This window comes from Rhizobium sp. ZX09 (assembly GCF_017357485.1).
Lineage (GTDB): Bacteria > Pseudomonadota > Alphaproteobacteria > Rhizobiales > Rhizobiaceae > Agrobacterium > Agrobacterium pusense.
Genome location: NZ_CP031363.1, coordinates 1,558,506 through 1,575,885, shown reverse-complemented (window position 1 = coordinate 1,575,885; position 17,380 = coordinate 1,558,506). Strand labels below are relative to the sequence as shown.

Sequence of the window (17,380 nt, the reverse complement as noted above, 5' to 3'; positions counted from 1 at the left end):
TGGTCCCTCAGAGTTTCTTCGCTGCGTCGAGAACGGCCTGGGCATGGCCGGCGACCTTCACCTTGTTCCAGATCTCCGCGATCTTGCCGTCCGGTCCAACGAGGAATGTGGTGCGTTCGACACCCATGTATTTTTTCCCATACATGCTTTTTTCCTTCCAGACGCCATAGGCTTCCAGAACCTTCCTCTCTTCGTCAGACGCGAGCATGACGGAAAGCGAATGTTTTGCCGCAAACTTGTCGTGGCTTTTGACGCTGTCGGGCGAGATGCCGATGACAACCGTGTTGGCCGCTTCGAATTCGCCGCCCAGCGCGCTGAAATCGATCGCTTCGGCGGTGCAGCCGGACGTGTCGTCCTTGGGGTAGAAATAAAGAACGACGGCCTTGCCTTGGAGTTTGGACAATGTCACCGTCCCTTCACCGTTGCGGGGCAAAGTGAAATCGGGAGCCGGGCCGCCAATCGTCAAGTCTGTCATAATCTACCTTTCTTTCGCCGGGATGTTGAGTGAAAGTTGCCACATTCGATATATAGCGAAACCGCGCGTCGTCCAGATCACGATTGGGATTTCAGATCGTTTCGACCTCAAATCTCAACCGTGATCCGGGTTAAGGAATTTGAGCGGGATTCCAGACGAGGACCGCTTACACTTTTCGCCATCCCGCTCCGGTGTTGCGGCGAAACAAGAGCTATTCAGGGGCAAATACGGGCGTATGGCTGAAGTCAGGGGTGAAAAGGTCAAGTTCGGCAGGCGCGATATCGTTGCGCTGCACGATCTGCCTTCGGCTCAGGCCGAGGATCCCATCATCGTGCATTGCCCGCCGCCGCGTTCCATGGCGCGTGCTTTCCTCAAGATTTTCGCGGCTCTTTTCGTGCTCGCCTTCCTCTCCATCGGCGGCATCATTCTTTCCGTCGAGACCGGTTCGATTGACAATGCGCTGTCCAGCCAGGCGCAGCAGGCGCTGGAACGGGCGCTCGGACCGCATTACAGCGCGCGAATCGGATCATCGGCGATCAGGTTCTCCACCGGACTGCGCCTTGCGCTGGTGGCGGAGGATGTGGATATCGTCGAGAAGGAATCCGGCCAGCATCTGAGCAGGGCGCGGGCGATCGGCATGGCGCTCGATCCCCTCGCGCTTCTGGCGGGTCGCGTGTCGGTGGAGAGCCTAGAAGCCGACGGGATGGAGCTGGATACGGCGCTTTTACCCAAGGGCAGCGGGTTCGATCTTGCCAGCGTCAAGCTCGACGCCGTGCCGCTGCAATTGCAGGAAGCCTTCGGGCAGCTCGACAAGCTGGCACAGGCTTTCCTGAGCAGCGGAACCGAGGAAATCGATATTTCCAGCGTTTCCGTTCATCTGCCGCCGGGCGAACTGGGCAAGCCGCGCACCATCGAGGTGCGGGAACTGTCGCTGACGCCAGACCAGCAGGGCGGCTATTCGCTTGACGGGGAAACGCTGTTCAACGGCGAAATCGCCAGCGTGTCACTCAAGACCTCAGGTGCGGGCGGCGTTATCGACGGTTTCCAGGCCCGTATCGATGGCTTCGACATTGGCCCGTTTCTGGAAAAATACGATCCGGACGGAAACCTCCATGAGGGGCTGAATGTCAAGACGGGCATCAACATCGTTGCCCGCCGGGCCAAGGAGGGGCAGGAGCCGCGTCTCGACATCTCGCTCGGCCTCGGTAACGGCACGCTTCGGATCGGCGGCGAGGCCCAACCCTTCACGGCCGGCACTGTGAACGCGCGCTACGATTTCGCAAAAAGCACGCTTGTCATCGACAACTCGCGGGTGGAACTCGGACGCACGATCATTCCGGTCGCCGGCGTAATCAGCGATACGGAGGAGGGTTTTGGTCTGTCCCTCCGCATCGACGATGCGGTTGCTTCGTCCGAAGCCTCGGGCGAGGCCCCGGTTCCTTTCAGCCTGAAGGCGGACGGTCACTTCACGGCTGCGACGAAGCAACTCGACGTTTCATCGCTTTATGTCACGAGCCCACTCGGAGACATGGCGGGATCGCTGAAAATGCGGTTCGGCGAAGGGTCGCCCGAAATCAGCTTCGGCGGACAGATACCGAAGATGGAGGCCACGGCGGTCAAGCAGCTCTGGCCTTTCTGGATGGCGCACAAGCCGCGCGACTGGGTGGTTTCCAATCTTTATGGCGGCACGGTCACCAATGGCTCCATCGCAATCTTCATCCCGCAGGGCCGGATGTGCGGTCCCGGTTGCCCGCTGGTGCTCGGCGAGAGCGAAATGCAGATTCGTTTCGACATTGACGATACGCGCCTCAACACCACCGGCGACATTCCGCCCCTGCGTGATGTCGATGCGCATTTCGATCTCGTAGGCGGCAAGATGGCCGTCGAAATCAAGCGGGCGACGTCCTATTTCCCGTCCAACCGTTCGCTGGCGCTTGAGAACAGCCGGTTCGTGATTTCCTCGGTTTATGACAAGCCTCTGCTTGGAAATCTCGAACTCAGCGTATCGGGCTCCGCAGACGCCGTAGCGGAGCTTGCGACACTGAAGCCGATCAACGCGCTCAAGGACACGCAGTTCAAGCCGGAGGATTTCGCCGGCGATGTGCAAGCCAATGCGAAACTGACCATCGGCCTGCTTTCCAGCCAGAACCCGCCTCCGCCGGTGTGGACGGCCGATCTCGATCTGAAAAACCTGTCGCTGACGAAACCCTTCGCCGGCCACAAGGTGACGGCGCTGGACGGCTTCATGACGTTGAACGACCGTCAGCTCCTGCTTCAGGGCAAAGGCCGCGTCGATGACGTGCCGATGGATATCGAGATGACGGAGCCCGTGCGCAAGAACAGCGGTGTGGCTCCCGCCCTGTCCCTGAAGGCCACATTGACCGAGACACAGGTTGCCAAACTCGCGCCGGAGCTGTCCTCGGTTCTCGGTGGCACAACCGTTTTGGAGATCGACGGTGCCGATCCCAAACGCCAGGACGTACGGCTCGATCTGACCAAGGCGTCGATCATTCTTCCGGGGCTTGGCTGGAGCAAGGGCATCGGCATTCCGGCAAAAGCCGCCTTTACCATGGAAGTGGCGGACGGTCGCACCGCAATCACGGATTTTTCCCTCGATGGTGATGGTTTCGGCGCCGCCGGCGACATTGCCTTCAACAAGAGCGGTCTGATCTCGGCCGATCTCAGCCGCGTGCAGCTTTCGCCCTCCGATAATTATGCCGTTTCGTTAGCTGCTTCGAAAAACGGCTATATTATCAATGCTTCCGGAAAATCCGCGGATCTAAGGCCTTTCCTGTCGAAGCTGCGCAGTCCCGCCGGCGGTGGCGATGGTACGTCTCGTTCGCAGCCATCTCTTTCCATCAAGGCGCAGTTTGACAAGGTCTACGGGTTCAACGATGAGATCCTTGCCAATGTCAATTCCGATGTCAGCGTGCGTGACGGCAAGGTGCGCTCGATCGATTTTCGCGGCGTGACCGGCAACGGACAGGCGGTGGTCGCGCAGACCACCAATCGCGGCGCGACTGGGACTGTGACATTGACCAGCAGCGATGCGGGTTCGCTCGCGCGGTTTGCCAATATCTACAGCCGCATTCGTGGCGGTCTTCTCAACCTAGCACTGACGACCGCCAATGGCAGCGACTGGAGCGGCTCGCTGGATCTGCGCAATTTCTCCGTGGTCAACGAGGCCAAGTTGCAGGACATCGTCGCAACGCCCACGGGCGAGGATGGCAGGAGCCTCAACAATGCGGTCCGCCGCAATATCGATGTCAGTTCGGAGAAATTCCAGCGGGGTTTTGCCCGCGTCGTTTATGTCAACGGTTCGATCGCGGTGGAAAACGGGGTTGTGCGCGGTGAACAGATCGGCGCAACGTTTCAGGGGCTGCTGAAGGATCAGAATGGCCGCATGGACATGACCGGCACCTTCATGCCCGCCTACGGGCTGAACCGGCTGTTCGGCGAGTTGCCCTTCATCGGCATCTTCCTCGGCAACGGCCGCGACCGCGGCCTGCTCGGCATTACCTTTAAGCTTTCCGGCCAGACGGACCAGCCGAAGCTGACGATCAACCCGCTGTCGCTGATTGCGCCCGGTGTTTTCAGGCAGATTTTCGAGTTCCAGTAAAAAGGGCCGCTTTCGCGGCCCTCAATGACAGGTTCGGTGTGGGCGTCAGGCCGGGCGAACCAGCACGTGCTTCTTCTTGCCTACCGACAGCTTGATGACGCCGTCACCGGTCACTTCGCCGGTGCCGATCATCTGGCGCTCGTCGGAAACGCCCTGATCATTGATCTTCACCGCACCGCCCTGAACATGGCGGCGGGCCTCGCCATTCGAACCGGCGAGACCTGCACGGACGATGAGCGAGAGGACGCCGACGCCAGCTTCAAGTTCGGAGGCCGGAACCTCGATGGAAGGCAGGTTTTCGGCCAGCGCGCCCTCTTCGAAGGTCTTGCGCGCCGTTTCCGCGGCTTCTTCAGCAGCGGCACGGCCGTGCAGGATCGCGGTTACCTCGGTCGCCAGGATTTTCTTGGCCTCGTTGATTTCCGATCCACCGAGCGTAGCCAGACGCGCGATCTCTTCAATCGGCAGGGTCGTGAAGAGCTTGGCGAAGCGAACGACGTCGGCATCTTCGGTGTTGCGCCAGTATTGCCAGAAATCATAGACCGGCAGCAGGTCCTTGTTCAGCCACACGGCGCCCGAGGCCGACTTGCCCATCTTCGCACCCGAGGAGGTGGTCAGAAGCGGCGAGGTCAGCGCGTAAAGCTGCGGTGTCCCCATGCGGTGACCGAGGTCGATGCCGTTGATGATGTTGCCCCACTGGTCAGAGCCGCCCATCTGCAGGCGGCAGCCCGTGCGCTGGTTCAGTTCCACGAAATCGTAGGCCTGCAGGATCATGTAGTTGAATTCGAGGAAGGACAGCGACTGCTCGCGGTCGAGGCGTGTCTTCACGCTGTCGAAGGACAGCATGCGGTTGACCGAGAAGTGGCGGCCGACGTCACGCAGGAATTCGAGATAGTTCAATCCGCGCAGCCAGTCGGCATTGTTGATCATCAGCGCCGGGTTGCCGGGACGGTCGTAATCGAGGTAGTTGGCGAAGACGTGCTTGAGCGAGGTGATGTTGTCCTCGATCATGTCGATCGTCATCAGCTTGCGGGCCTCTTCCTTGAAGGAGGGGTCGCCTACCATGCCGGTGCCGCCACCCATCAGCGAGATCGGCTGGTGGCCGGTCTGCTGCAGCCAGTGCAGCATCATGATCTGGGTGAGGTGGCCGACATGCAAACTCGAGGCCGTCGGGTCATAGCCGATATAGGCGGTCACGGTTTCCTTGGCGAACAATTCGTCGAGACCTGCCTCGTCGGAGATCTGGTGAATGAAGCCGCGCTCATCGAGCGTGCGGAGGAAATCGGACTTGAACCTGGACATAACCTTTTACTTTCTGGTTTGATCTTTACGGCCATCGAAAACCGGTGACCGTCGCGGCTTTATCATTGTTTTTTGAAATGTGCACCCGTTTCGGCCATGAATGTCGGGATTCAAGGTCAGCATGATTCGAGATTGCGGGAGAGCGGCAGGTGGGCGAGGTGAAAACGGCAATCGGACTGATGAGCGGCACGTCGATGGACGGCATCGATATCGCGCTTCTGCGTACCGATGGCGAGAGCGTGGTGCGGCATGGGCCAAGCGGCTATTTTCCCTATGATCCCGGCCTGCGGGCCATCTGGCAGAAGGCGCTGGTCACGGCCAAATCCATCCGTGAACGGCGCGAACGCCCCGGAGATCTTGATGAGGCAGAGCGCAAGCTGACGCTTGCCCATGCGGCGGCGGTGAAATCCTTTCTCCATCGTCACCGGCTTCTGCCCGGTGAAATCGATGTCATCGGTTTTCATGGCCAGACGGTGCTGCACCGGCCGGATGAGGCGCTGACGGTGCAGATCGGCGACGGACCTTTGCTGGCTGAAGAAACCGGTATCGACGTGGTCTACGATATGCGCGCCAATGACATGGTGCATGGCGGGCAGGGCGCGCCGCTCATTCCCGCCTACCACATGGCACTGTCTGCCAACCTACCTGATGGGTTTGAGACGCCTGCGGTCTTCGTCAATATCGGCGGTATCTCCAACCTCACCTTCATCGGTGAATCTGGCCAACTTGCCGCTTTCGATAGCGGCCCCGGCAATATGCTGATCGACCAGTGGATCGAGGCCCATACGGGCAAGGCCTTCGACAAAGGCGGCAGGACGGCGGCGGGCGGCAGCGTCGTCGCGTCGCTGGTGGCGCGCTATATGGAAAGCCCGTTCTTTTCCGGAAATATTCGCCGTTCGCTGGATCGCAGCGATTTTGCGCCCCCGGAAAAGGGTGAGGTCTCGCTGGCCGATGGTGCACGGACTTTGGCGCATCTAACGGGGGCCGCCATTCTGAAGTCGGCAAGCTATCTGCCGGAGGCGGCGAAGACCTATGTGGTCTGTGGTGGCGGGCGGCTCAATCCGGTGATCATGGCGGAGTTTGCAGACCTTGCCGCCAAGGTCGGTGCGCGGGTGATTGCGGCTGAAAAGGCGGGGTTCGATGGTGGGGCGATGGAGGCGGAGGCCTGGGCCTACCTGGCCGTGCGCTCGCTGAAGGGGCTGCCGCTGACCTATCCCGGTACGACGGGGGTGAAGGAGCCGGTGACGGGTGGGGTTTTGGTGCGATGCTGATGACGTTGGCGGGTGGGGCTTACCCCCCCCTCCGCCGTCTATAACGATATGACGCGTAATTAAACGCCCCAAATCACCGAATACGCTTGGCAGCCGGTTCCGGCACAAGCTCGCCGTTCAGGCGACGGTCGAGATAGTCCTCGCACTCGCCCATCAGCTCATCCACCTTGCCGTTGAAGAAGTGGTTGGCGCCGGGGACGGTGCGGTGGGTGATGAGGATGCCCTTCTGCGTCTTCAGCTTTTCGACCAGGCCGTTGACATCCTTTTCGGGCGCGACCTTGTCGGAATCGCCGTTGATGATGAGGCCAGAAGACGGGCAGGGCGCAAGGAAGGAGAAGTCGTAGGTGTTCGGCTGCGGGGCAATCGACATGAAACCTTCGATTTCCGGGCGGCGCATCAGAAGCTGCATGCCGATCCAGGCGCCGAAGGAGTAACCCGCCACCCAACAGCTCTTGGAATCCGGATGCAGGCTCTGCACCCAATCGAGCGCCGAGGCGGCATCGGAGAGCTCGCCCGCACCGTGATCGAACTCGCCCTGGCTGCGGCCAATCGAACGGAAGTTGAACCGGAGCGTCGTGAAACCGCGCTTCTGGAAAAGATAGAAGAGCTGATAAACGATCTGGTTGTTCATCGTGCCGCCGAACTGCGGGTGCGGATGAAGGATGATCGCGATCGGCGCGCTCTTTTCCTTGGAGGGTTGATAACGGCCTTCGAGGCGACCCGCAGGGCCGTTAAAGATGACTTCGGGCATTGGTACTCCGGTCGTGTTTTTTCATTCTCCAACCGCATTCTTCCGATGAGAAGACTTGACGAACTCTGTCATCTTTTCTAGAACGCAGTTTAGAATAATTCGAAACTTTGCGTGTGCTAAAGCACTCGGGTGGTGTCATAAGGCAAGCGCAACTGTAATTTCAAGAAAAATGCGTTTTCGCGCATTGAAGATTGGATGAAGCCTTTCGGCGATGACGGTTTTGACGCGCACATATATGGACTGGAACGCCACGGCGCCGCTTCTGCCGGCCGTGCGGGAGGTGCTTGTGTCTGCGCTTGATCTTGCCGGCAATCCGTCTTCCGTCCACCGGGAAGGGCGTGCCGCCCGCGCGGCCGTCGAGACGGCTCGCCGGGAGGTTGCGGTTCTTGGCGGCGCTGAGCCGGCGCATGTGACTTTCACCAGCGGTGCGACGGAAGCGGCCAATCTGGTGCTTGTGCCGGAATTCAGGATGGGACGCAGCCCGGTTCGGGTAAGCCGGCTCTATGTTTCCGCCATCGAGCATCCGGCATTCCGCGAAGGTGGCCGTTTCGAAAAGAGTGACGTAACGGAAGTTCCCGTTACGTCAGCGGGTGTCCTTGATCTTGCCGCTCTTGAAGCGTTGCTGTCTTCGCATGACAGGTCGTCCGGGCTGCCGCTGGTCGCTTGCATGCTGGTTAATAACGAGACCGGCATCCTTCAGCCTGTGGCGGAAGCGGCGCGGCTGGTTCATGCGGCGGGCGGTCTGATGGTTGTCGACGCTGTTCAGGCTGCCGGCCGCGTGCCGCTCGATATCAACGCGCTCGATGCGGATTTCCTTGTGATTTCGTCTCACAAGCTCGGTGGCCCGAAGGGTGCCGGCGCTCTTATCTCGCGCGGCGAGGTGATGATGCCGAAGCCGCTGATCCATGGTGGCGGCCAGGAAAAGGGCCATCGTTCGGGTACGGAAAATACCCTGTCGGTCATCGGTTTCGGTGCCGCTGCGGCTTTTGCCTCCCGGAATGTCGAGGTTGAGGCGGCGCGTCTTTCCGCGCTGCGGGCGCGGCTGGAAAACGGTATGCGCGTGAACGCGCCTGATGTGATCATCCACGGTGACGATGTCATGCGTGTCGCCAACACAACGTTTTTCACGCTTCCGGGCCTGAAGGCCGAGACCGGGCAGATCGCCTTCGATATAGAAGGTATCGCACTGTCGGCAGGGTCGGCCTGCTCATCGGGCAAGGTGGGCGAAAGCCATGTGCTGAGCGCGATGGGGCGCGATCCCAAGCTCGGCGCGCTCCGGATTTCGATTGGCCACGCGACTGACGAGGCGGACATTGAACGGACGCTCGCGGCGTTTGCGAAAATTGCCGGACGGCGCAAGCTTTCCGGTCAGGCCGCGTAAAATGCGGCAAAGAATTGCGGATTAGCAATTTTCCGCTTGCCGGGATGTGTGAAAAGCGCCATCCCGCACCTACATGGGTATAAGCTCTGCCCCGGCTGACGGCTCGGAGCGATTTGCCCGAAGATGAATAAGGCGGCTTTCCGCCTTGATACGTTGACAAGCCACCGGACCTTGGCTCCGGCGAGATTGGAGAACGACATGGCAGCGGTTCAGGAAACGATCGATCAGGTCCGCCAGATCGATGTGGACCAGTATAAATACGGCTTCGAAACCAATATCGAAGTCGACAAGGCCCCGAAGGGTCTTTCGGAAGAGGTGATCCGTTTCATCTCGGCCAAGAAGCAGGAGCCGGAATGGATGCTGGAATGGCGTCTTGAGGCTTACAAGCGCTGGCTGACGATGGAAGAGCCGACCTGGGCGCGCGTCAGCTACCCCAAGATCGACTTCAACGATCTCTATTATTATGCCGCGCCGAAAAGCACCCCCGGCCCGAAGTCGCTCGATGAAGTCGACCCGGAGCTGCTGAAGGTCTATGAAAAGCTCGGCATTCCGCTGAAAGAACAGGAAATCCTCGCCGGCGTCGAAAAGCGTCAGGTCGCTGTTGATGCCGTGTTCGACAGTGTTTCGGTCGTCACCACCTTCAAGGCGGAACTGGCTAAGGCCGGCGTGATCTTCATGTCGATCTCGGAAGCCGTGCGCGAGCATCCGGAGCTGGTGAAGAAATATCTCGGCTCGGTCGTTCCGACAACGGACAATTTTTATGCGACGCTGAACTCCGCCGTCTTTACTGACGGTTCCTTCGTGTTCGTGCCGAAGGGCGTTCGTTGCCCGATGGAGCTTTCCACCTATTTCCGCATCAACGAGAAGAACACCGGCCAGTTCGAGCGCACGCTGATCATCGCCGAAGAGGGTGCCTACGTCTCCTATCTGGAAGGCTGCACCGCTCCCCAGCGCGACGAGAACCAGCTTCACGCCGCCGTTGTTGAACTCGTGGCGCTCGATGATGCCGAAATCAAATATTCCACCGTCCAGAACTGGTATCCGGGCGACAAGGAAGGCAAGGGCGGCATCTACAACTTCGTGACCAAGCGCGGCGATTGCCGTGGCAACCGCTCGAAGATCTCGTGGACGCAGGTGGAGACCGGTTCGGCCATCACCTGGAAATACCCGTCCTGCATCCTGCGCGGCGATGACAGCCGTGGCGAGTTCTATTCGATCGCGGTCTCCAATGGTCACCAGCAGATCGACAGCGGCACCAAGATGATCCATCTCGGCAAGAACACGTCGAGCCGCATCATCGCCAAGGGCATCGCCGCCGGTTTCTCGGAAAACGTCTATCGCGGCCAGGTCTCGGCCCACCGCAAGGCGACCAACACACGTAACTTCACGCAGTGCGACTCGCTGCTGATCGGCGACAAGTGCGGCGCTCATACCGTGCCTTACATCGAGGCGAAGAACTCCTCCGCGCACTTCGAGCATGAGGCGACGACGTCGAAGATTTCCGAAGACCAGCTGTTCTATTGCCTGCAGCGCGGCATTCCCGAGGAAGCGGCGATCGCGCTGATCGTCAACGGCTTCGTGAAGGAAGTCATTCAGGAACTGCCGATGGAATTTGCCGTGGAAGCGCAGAAGCTGATCGGCATTTCGCTGGAAGGGTCTGTGGGATAAAGTTTTCCTCGTCATCCTCGGGCTTGACCCGAGGATCTACGGCCCTGGCCTGAGCAGAGACAACCCACTTCCTGGATCCTCGGGTCAAGCCCGAGGATGACGGATGAGAGATTTGAGACAAGCCCGGATGGGGCGCACGAGGCGGTCCTTGAAACCGCACCATGAACAGGAACAATACCATGCTTGAAATCATCGACCTGCACGCGAAGATCGCCGATACCGAAACCGAGATCATCAAGGGTCTCAACCTGAAGGTTGCCGCTGGTGAAGTTGCGGCCATCATGGGCCCGAACGGTTCCGGCAAGTCGACGCTGTCCTACATCCTGTCGGGCCGTGAGGACTATGAAGTCACCTCCGGTGACATTCTCTATAACGGCGAAAGCATTCTGGAACTGGACGCTGCCGAGCGTGCGGCCAAGGGCATTTTCCTTGCCTTCCAGTATCCGGTCGAAATTCCGGGCGTCGCTACCATGCAATTCCTGAAGGTTGCGATGAACGAGCAGCGCAAGGCGCGCGGCGAGTCCGAGCTGACGACGCCTGATTTCATCCGCCGCGTCAAGGAAGCGGCCGGCGATCTGAAGATCGACATGGAGATGCTGAAGCGTCCGCTCAACGTCGGGTTCTCCGGCGGTGAGAAGAAGCGTGCCGAAATCCTGCAGATGGCGCTTCTGGAGCCGAAGCTCTGCGTTCTCGACGAAACCGATAGCGGTCTCGACATCGACGCGCTGAAGATCGTGGCTGACGGCGTCAACGCGCTGAAGTCGCCGGATCGCGCCACCGTTGTCATCACCCACTATCAGCGCCTGCTCGACTACATCGTGCCTGACAGCGTTCACGTTCTCTACAAGGGCAAGATCATCCGCTCGGGTGACAAGGCTCTCGCGCTGGAACTGGAAAACAACGGTTACGCCGACATCATCGGTGAAGCGGCCTGATCGAAGGCCAGGAGGTGATGTCCATGAACATTCAAGCTACCAACCGGCTGACGCCAGCGGAAACCGCGCTGGTCGATGCCTACACCGCCAAGTTCAGCGAGCTGCCCGGCGACGGCGCCGTGGTTGCCGCGCGTGACGTGCTGTTCGACGATCTGAAGACCGGTGGTCTTCCGACACGCCGCATCGAGGCCTGGCACTATACCGATCTGAAGAGCCTGCTGCGCACGGTTCCGGAAGACCGGCCCGCGCCTGTCATCGAGAAGGCTGCGTCGATTATTGCCGGTTCGCCTGTGGCTTACATGCTGCATGGCACGGCCGATATCGGCAAGGTCGATGGTGTCAGCGTATCGCGCTTTGCCGACAGCCTGCTCGACGGCTCTGCCGCGGCTGGCCTTGCGGAAGCCAGCAAGGATGACACGATTGGCCGCATCAATGGCAGCTTTGTGCGTGACGGCCTCGTGGTCGAAATTCCCGCCGATGCTGAGCTCGACAAGCCGATCGAACTGCAGGCTATCCATGGCGCAGGCCAGGTTCACAGCCGCTTCCCGGTGCGCTTCGGCAAGGGTTCGAAAGCGACCGTCGTTGAACGTCACCTTTCGGTGACGCCCGATGCGGCGCTTGTCTCCTCGGTCAGCGATATCGTCGTTGAGGATGGTGCGGAAGCAACCTGGATCCTTCTGCAACAGCAGGGTGCAGCCGATATTCACCTTGGCCAGCTGCGCATCAAGCTTGGCGCGGAAGCCAAGTTGCGTCTCTTCCTGATCAATGCCGGCGGCAAGCTGGTGCGTCAGGAACTGCGCATCGATGTGGAAGGTGAGGGCACTGATCTCATCGTTCGCGGCGTCAACCTTCTGGGTGGCGAAACCCATACGGACGTGACGATGGTTCTTGGCCACAACGTGCCGAACACGACCTCGACGGAAGTTTTCCGCAACGTGGTGTTCGACCGTGCCAAGGGCATTTTCCAGGGCATGATCCGGGTCGCACCGGATGCCCAGAAGACCGACGCGAAGATGGCGTGCAATACGCTGCTGATGTCCGACGATGGCGAGTTCTCGGCAAAGCCGGAACTGGAAATCTTCGCCGATGACGTTCAGTGCGGCCATGGTGCGACGGTTGCTGATATCAGCGACAACCATCTCTATTATCTGATGGCGCGCGGCGTGCCGCGGGCGAAGGCACGGGCGATGCTCGTCAACGCCTTCGTTGCCGAGATCGTCGAGGAACTGGAAGAAGAAAATCTGGTAGAGGCGCTGGAGACGATCATTTCCGGCTGGCTGGAGCATCACGCTTAGCAACCTCTCCGTCGTCATCCTCGGGACAAGCCCGAGGGTGACGTGAAGCAGCGGTAACGGCTGCAAAACCCGGAGCTCTCCAGAAGAGCACCATGAAAGGGCCCGAGAAATGGACCAGACCGCAATGGCGGCCCCTTATGACATCGAAGCCGTGCGCCGGGATTTCCCGATCCTGTCGCGCGAGGTCTATGGCAAGCCGCTGGTCTATCTCGACAACGGCGCGTCTGCTCAAAAGCCGCAGGTGGTGATCGACGCCGTTTCGCATGCTTATGCAAATGAGTACGCAAACGTGCATCGCGGCCTGCATTTCCTCTCCAATGCCGCAACCGATGCCTATGAGGCGGCGCGCGAAAAAGTGCGCCGGTTCCTCAATGCCGGTTCGGTGGACGAGATCGTCTTCACCAAATCCTCCACCGAGGCGATCAATACGGTCGCTTACGGTTATGGCATGCCTAAGATCGGCGAGGGCGACGAGATCGTCATCTCGATCATGGAGCACCACTCCAATATCGTGCCATGGCATTTCATCCGCGAGCGGCAGGGCGCCAAGCTGGTCTGGGTGCCCGTCGATGATGACGGCGCGTTTCATATCGAGGCTTTCGAAAAGAGCCTGACCGAGCGCACCAAGCTCGTTGCCATCACCCATATGTCGAATGCGCTCGGCACCATCGTGCCGGTCAAGGAAATCTGCCGCATTGCGCATGAACGTGGCATTCCGGTGCTGATTGACGGTTCGCAGGGTGCGGTTCATATGCCTGTTGATGTGCGCGATATCGATTGCGACTGGTATGTGATGACGGGCCACAAGCTTTACGGCCCCTCGGGCATCGGCGTGCTCTATGGCAAGGCCGACCGGCTGCGCGAGATGCGGCCGTTCCAGGGCGGCGGCGAGATGATCCTCGACGTCTCCGAAGATAATGTCACCTATAACGAGCCGCCGCATCGTTTCGAAGCGGGTACGCCGCCCATCGTGCAGGCGATCGGCCTCGGTTATGCGCTCGATTACATGGACAATCTCGGCCGTGCCGCGATTGCTGCACATGAGGCCGATCTTGCCGCTTATGCCGCGGAGCGGCTGCGCGAGATCAATTCGCTTCGCATCATCGGCAACGCGCCTGAGAAGGGCGGCATTTTCTCCTTCGAGCTTGAGGGCATTCACGCCCACGACGTCTCGATGGTGATCGACCGGCGCGGCGTTGCCGTGCGGGCCGGCACCCATTGCGCCATGCCGCTCTTGAAACGCTTCGGCGTCACCTCCACATGCCGGGCATCGTTCGGCCTTTACAATACCCGCGCCGAAGTAGACTCTCTTGTCGAGGCGCTGGAATATGCGCGCAAATTTTTCGCCTGATATCGCAGCTTGAAATCAGGATTGAGGTTTAAGACCATGACTGCCGATGCCACTGCAAAGACCCAGGATGCGACCGAAGCTCAGGAAAAGGTATCCACCATTCCGCCGGATGAGCTTGCACGCCTCAGCGACGATGTGATCGCGGCGCTGAAGACCGTTTATGACCCTGAAATTCCGGCCGACATCTTCGAACTCGGGCTGGTCTACAAGATCGATATCGAAGATGACCGGATGGTCAAGATCGTCATGACGCTGACGGCCCCCGGTTGCCCCGTCGCTGGCGAAATGCCGGGCTGGGTGGAGAACGCCGTTGGCGCCGTCGAAGGTGTTTCCGGTGTCACCGTCGAAATGACGTTCGATCCGCCGTGGACGCCGGACCGCATGTCGGAAGAAGCGCAGGTTGCCGTCGGCTGGTACTGATTTGATTTTGACTGGTGTCATCCCTTGATGACATTGTCAGGCGCACTTAAATTGAATTCCATAAGCATCGAGCCTTGAACTCGATTGTCGAAGGAGAACGGGCCCATGGGCTTTGCAATCATGACCATGACCGGGGCTGCTGCCTCGCGCGTTAAAGCGATCGTCGAAAATTCCGGACCGGACGCCAAGGGCGTGCGCGTCGGCATCAAGAAGGGCGGCTGCGCGGGCATGGAATATACCATCGACCTCGTGACCGAGCCGGATGCGAAGGACGATCTGGTGGAATTCGAAGGCGCGAAAGTCTGGGTTCAGCCTTCCGCCGTGCTTTATCTGCTCGGTACGCAGATGGATTTCGAAGTGACCAAGATGCGCTCCGGTTTCACCTTCAACAATCCGAACCAGACCTCTGCCTGCGGCTGCGGTGAATCGGTTGAGCTAAAGCCGGCCGATTTGGCGGCGCTGGCGAAGCAGCGTGAGGCTGAAGCCAGCGTCTGATTTGCTGCGCTATCTCTGCGATGGATAGGTAGATATTCTTTTGCACCCAGCGCTCCGACAAACGCGACGTCATCCTCGGGCTTGACCCGAGGATCCATCCCCGTCAAATCGCTTGAGACGTTTGTAGATCCTCGGGTCAAGCCCGAGGATGACGGATGACAAGTTTCAGATTCTTATCGCAGGCTGCGTCTCATGCAAAATCAGCTTTCCAAGGATCATGGCTGCTGTTTGAAGGCTTCGATGAAATCGGCCAGCGGATGGATTGATGGCGTGGTCATCAATAGCGGTTCGAGAGCCGCGGCGACCTCCCGGCAATCTTCTGCAGAGAGTGGCCGGAGGCTTGACGTGATCCTGTTATAGTCAGGCGTCCCGCGCGATGCGAGCGAGCGATGGATCACAAACACTTCCGTCTGCCCGTCCTGTCGCTCCACAAATAGGGCCAGCGATCCGCCATCTGCAGCCGCAGCGCTATCGGATACGGATTTGAACATTGATTCTCACTCATGCCTCAGAGCTTCGATAGGGCTCAGGCTTGCTGCCCGTCGCGCCGGAAAATAGCCGAAAATCACCCCGATGGCCGCCGAAAAGGCGACGGCGAGGAAAATGATGGACGGGCTGGTGACGAAAGGCACGTTGAGGAAGCTGACGACGCCATAGGCGAGGCCAAGACCCGTCAGAATGCCGACGATGCCGCCGAATGCCGAGAGCATGACGGCTTCCACCAGAAACTGCGTCAGCACCTGTTTTTCCAGCGCGCCGATGGCAAGCCGAATGCCGATCTCACGCGTGCGTTCTGTTACCGAGACCAGCATGATGTTCATGATGCCGATGCCGCCCACGAGAAGGCTGACGGCGGCGACTGCGCCGAGAAGTCCGGTGAGAAGCGTCGTCGTGCCGGTCATGGCGGACGCGATCTGCGTCATGTCGTTGACGGTGAAATCATCCTCGCGGCCGATGTTGATGCGGCGGCGCTCGCGCAGCAGGTTTTGCAGGTCGCTCTGCACCTTGGCGGTGGAAACGCCATCCTGCGCCGAAACCATGATCGAGGAAATGGTGGTGGTGCCGCCAATGCGCCGCTGGTGGATTTTGAGCGGCATGATGATTGTGTCGTCCTGATCGTCGCCGAGGCCGGACTGGCCTTTGCGGGCGAGAACGCCGATGACGGGGCAGGAGATGTTGCTGACGCGGATCGTCTGTCCCACAGGGTTTTCCGCCCCGAAAAGTTCCTGTCGCACGGTTTCGCCGATGATGCAGCCGATCTGGCCGCCGCGATCTTCGGCGGGCTGGAAATCTCGACCAAGTGCGATGGTCCAGTCCTGCGCGATCAGATAGTCGTTCGTGGTGCCGATGACGCTCGTCTGGTGGTTCTTGCCGCCGAAAATGACGGTTGCGGCGGAACTGCGGTTCTGCGGTGCGACGGCGCGTATGCCCGATATCTGGTTGCGTATCGCCTCGACATCGCGGTCATCGAAGCGCTTGGCTTCGGTGCTGGCGCGGCCGGGGCCAAACTGGCCGGGGCGCACGAACAGCATGTTGGTGCCGAGCCGTGACAGTTCCGATTTTACCTGCTCGGTCGTACCGTTGCCGATGGTGACCATGGCAATGACGGCGGCCACACCAATGACGACGCCGAGCACCGTGAGAAAGGAGCGCAACAGGTTGCGGCTGATGGCGCGCAACGCAAGACGCGATGTTTCAAAGAACATCCAATGTCTCCTTATGATCCGCGGCGCTATCGGAGGCGAGGTGGCCGTCGACAAAACGCAGCAGGCGCCCGGCATAAGCGGCGATATCCTCCTCATGGGTTACCATGACGACGGTGATGCCCTTGTCGCGATTGAGCGAGGTTATCAGTTCCATGATCTCGACGCTCGTCTTCGTATCGAGATTGCCGGTCGGCTCGTCGGCCAGAAGCAGCGCGGGGCGGGTGACGATGGCGCGGGCAATGGCCACACGCTGCTGCTGGCCGCCGGAAAGCTCCTGCGTGGTGTGATCTTCGCGGCCTTTGAGGCCCACCTGCGCCAGCGCCTCCATGGCGCGCTCACGCCGTTCCGAGGCCTTCATGCCCCGATAGATCAGCGGCAGTTCGACATTTTCCACCGCAGAGGTGCGGGAGAGAAGGTTGAAGCCCTGAAACACGAAACCGAGCATGTGCCGGCGCAAGAGCGTCAGATGTTCGTTATCGAAGCCGCTGGTCGGCACGCCCTGGAAGAGATATTCGCCAGCCGATGGGACGTCCAGACAGCCGATGATGTTCATCGAGGTGGATTTGCCCGATCCCGACGGTCCCATGATGGCGACGAATTCCTTCTCGCGGATCGACAGGCTGACGCCGTCGAGCGCGCGGATCGTCGCTTCGCCGCGACCATATTGCTTCACGACATCACGGAACTCGATGAGCGGCGGCTGTTGCATGCGCT

At 59.9% G+C, this 17,380-nt stretch carries 15 protein-coding genes; 9 read left to right on the top strand and 6 right to left on the bottom strand.

Going from position 1 to position 17,380, the window contains the following annotated elements; all coding sequences use genetic code 11:
• Positions 1 to 7: 7 nt before the first annotated feature.
• Complete coding sequence (bcp, locus tag BTN45_RS07870) at positions 8 to 475, bottom strand: thioredoxin-dependent thiol peroxidase (RefSeq protein WP_004442409.1); 468 nt, start codon at positions 473 to 475, stop codon at positions 8 to 10.
• Positions 476 to 710: 235 nt separating this feature from the next.
• Here bcp and BTN45_RS07865 point away from each other — a divergent pair, with 235 nt between their 5' ends.
• Complete coding sequence (locus tag BTN45_RS07865) at positions 711 to 4,094, top strand: DUF3971 domain-containing protein (protein WP_207587124.1); 3,384 nt, start codon at positions 711 to 713, stop codon at positions 4,092 to 4,094.
• A gap of 45 nt (positions 4,095 to 4,139) precedes the next feature.
• Here BTN45_RS07865 and tyrS read toward each other — a convergent pair whose 3' ends face one another.
• Positions 4,140 to 5,393, bottom strand: coding sequence for a tyrosine--tRNA ligase (tyrS, locus tag BTN45_RS07860; RefSeq protein WP_112766779.1), 1,254 nt, complete (start codon positions 5,391 to 5,393; stop codon positions 4,140 to 4,142).
• A gap of 149 nt (positions 5,394 to 5,542) precedes the next feature.
• Here tyrS and BTN45_RS07855 point away from each other — a divergent pair, with 149 nt between their 5' ends.
• On the top strand, positions 5,543 to 6,664 hold the full coding sequence (locus BTN45_RS07855) for an anhydro-N-acetylmuramic acid kinase (protein ID WP_112766778.1): 1,122 nt from the start codon (positions 5,543 to 5,545) through the stop codon (positions 6,662 to 6,664).
• Positions 6,665 to 6,737: 73 nt separating this feature from the next.
• Here the strand turns inward: BTN45_RS07855 and BTN45_RS07850 are convergent, their stop codons facing one another.
• A complete protein-coding gene (locus tag BTN45_RS07850) occupies positions 6,738 to 7,415 on the bottom strand; it encodes an alpha/beta hydrolase (RefSeq protein ID WP_003522662.1) in 678 nt (225 codons plus the stop codon).
• Between the two features lie 211 nt (positions 7,416 to 7,626).
• On the opposite strand from BTN45_RS07850, the gene BTN45_RS07845 reads away from it, so the two are divergent.
• From BTN45_RS07845 to sufA, 7 genes are all read left to right on the top strand, one after another.
• Complete coding sequence (locus BTN45_RS07845) at positions 7,627 to 8,796, top strand: cysteine desulfurase family protein (protein WP_207587122.1); 1,170 nt, start codon at positions 7,627 to 7,629, stop codon at positions 8,794 to 8,796.
• A gap of 198 nt (positions 8,797 to 8,994) precedes the next feature.
• Entirely contained in the window at positions 8,995 to 10,464 is a 1,470-nt protein-coding gene (gene sufB / locus BTN45_RS07840; RefSeq protein ID WP_006698793.1) for a Fe-S cluster assembly protein SufB, read from the top strand.
• A 179-nt stretch (positions 10,465 to 10,643) separates the two neighbouring features.
• Entirely contained in the window at positions 10,644 to 11,399 is a 756-nt protein-coding gene (gene sufC, locus BTN45_RS07835; protein ID WP_003522658.1) for a Fe-S cluster assembly ATPase SufC, read from the top strand.
• Between the two features lie 23 nt (positions 11,400 to 11,422).
• The gene (sufD, locus tag BTN45_RS07830) at positions 11,423 to 12,694 is read left to right on the top strand and encodes a Fe-S cluster assembly protein SufD (RefSeq protein ID WP_207587119.1); all 1,272 of its coding nucleotides are present in this window, start codon (positions 11,423 to 11,425) and stop codon (positions 12,692 to 12,694) included.
• Between the two features lie 109 nt (positions 12,695 to 12,803).
• Positions 12,804 to 14,045 (top strand): cysteine desulfurase, encoded by a 1,242-nt coding sequence (locus tag BTN45_RS07825; protein ID WP_072494569.1) that lies wholly within the window; start codon positions 12,804 to 12,806, stop codon positions 14,043 to 14,045.
• 36 nt (positions 14,046 to 14,081) lie between these two features.
• Complete coding sequence (locus BTN45_RS07820) at positions 14,082 to 14,465, top strand: SUF system Fe-S cluster assembly protein (protein ID WP_004442386.1); 384 nt, start codon at positions 14,082 to 14,084, stop codon at positions 14,463 to 14,465.
• A 105-nt stretch (positions 14,466 to 14,570) separates the two neighbouring features.
• Complete coding sequence (gene sufA / locus BTN45_RS07815; protein ID WP_004442383.1) at positions 14,571 to 14,960, top strand: Fe-S cluster assembly scaffold SufA; 390 nt, start codon at positions 14,571 to 14,573, stop codon at positions 14,958 to 14,960.
• A 215-nt stretch (positions 14,961 to 15,175) separates the two neighbouring features.
• On the opposite strand, the gene BTN45_RS07810 is transcribed toward sufA, so the two are convergent.
• Genes BTN45_RS07810 through BTN45_RS07800 form a run of 3 tightly spaced genes read right to left on the bottom strand, consistent with a single transcriptional unit; the run spans position 15,176 to position 17,375 of the window.
• Positions 15,176 to 15,451, bottom strand: a complete 276-nt coding sequence (locus BTN45_RS07810) for a hypothetical protein (protein ID WP_207587117.1) — start codon at positions 15,449 to 15,451, stop codon at positions 15,176 to 15,178.
• A gap of 6 nt (positions 15,452 to 15,457) precedes the next feature.
• Positions 15,458 to 16,666: an ABC transporter permease gene (locus BTN45_RS07805; protein WP_207587107.1), complete on the bottom strand. Its 1,209-nt coding sequence runs from the start codon at positions 16,664 to 16,666 to the stop codon at positions 15,458 to 15,460.
• Positions 16,656 to 17,375 carry an ABC transporter ATP-binding protein gene (locus BTN45_RS07800; protein ID WP_004442374.1) on the bottom strand — a complete coding sequence of 240 codons (720 nt, stop codon included), beginning with the start codon at positions 17,373 to 17,375 and terminating at the stop codon, positions 16,656 to 16,658. The genes BTN45_RS07805 and BTN45_RS07800 overlap by 11 nt, the downstream gene beginning before the upstream one ends.
• Between the last annotated feature and the right edge of the window lie 5 nt (positions 17,376 to 17,380).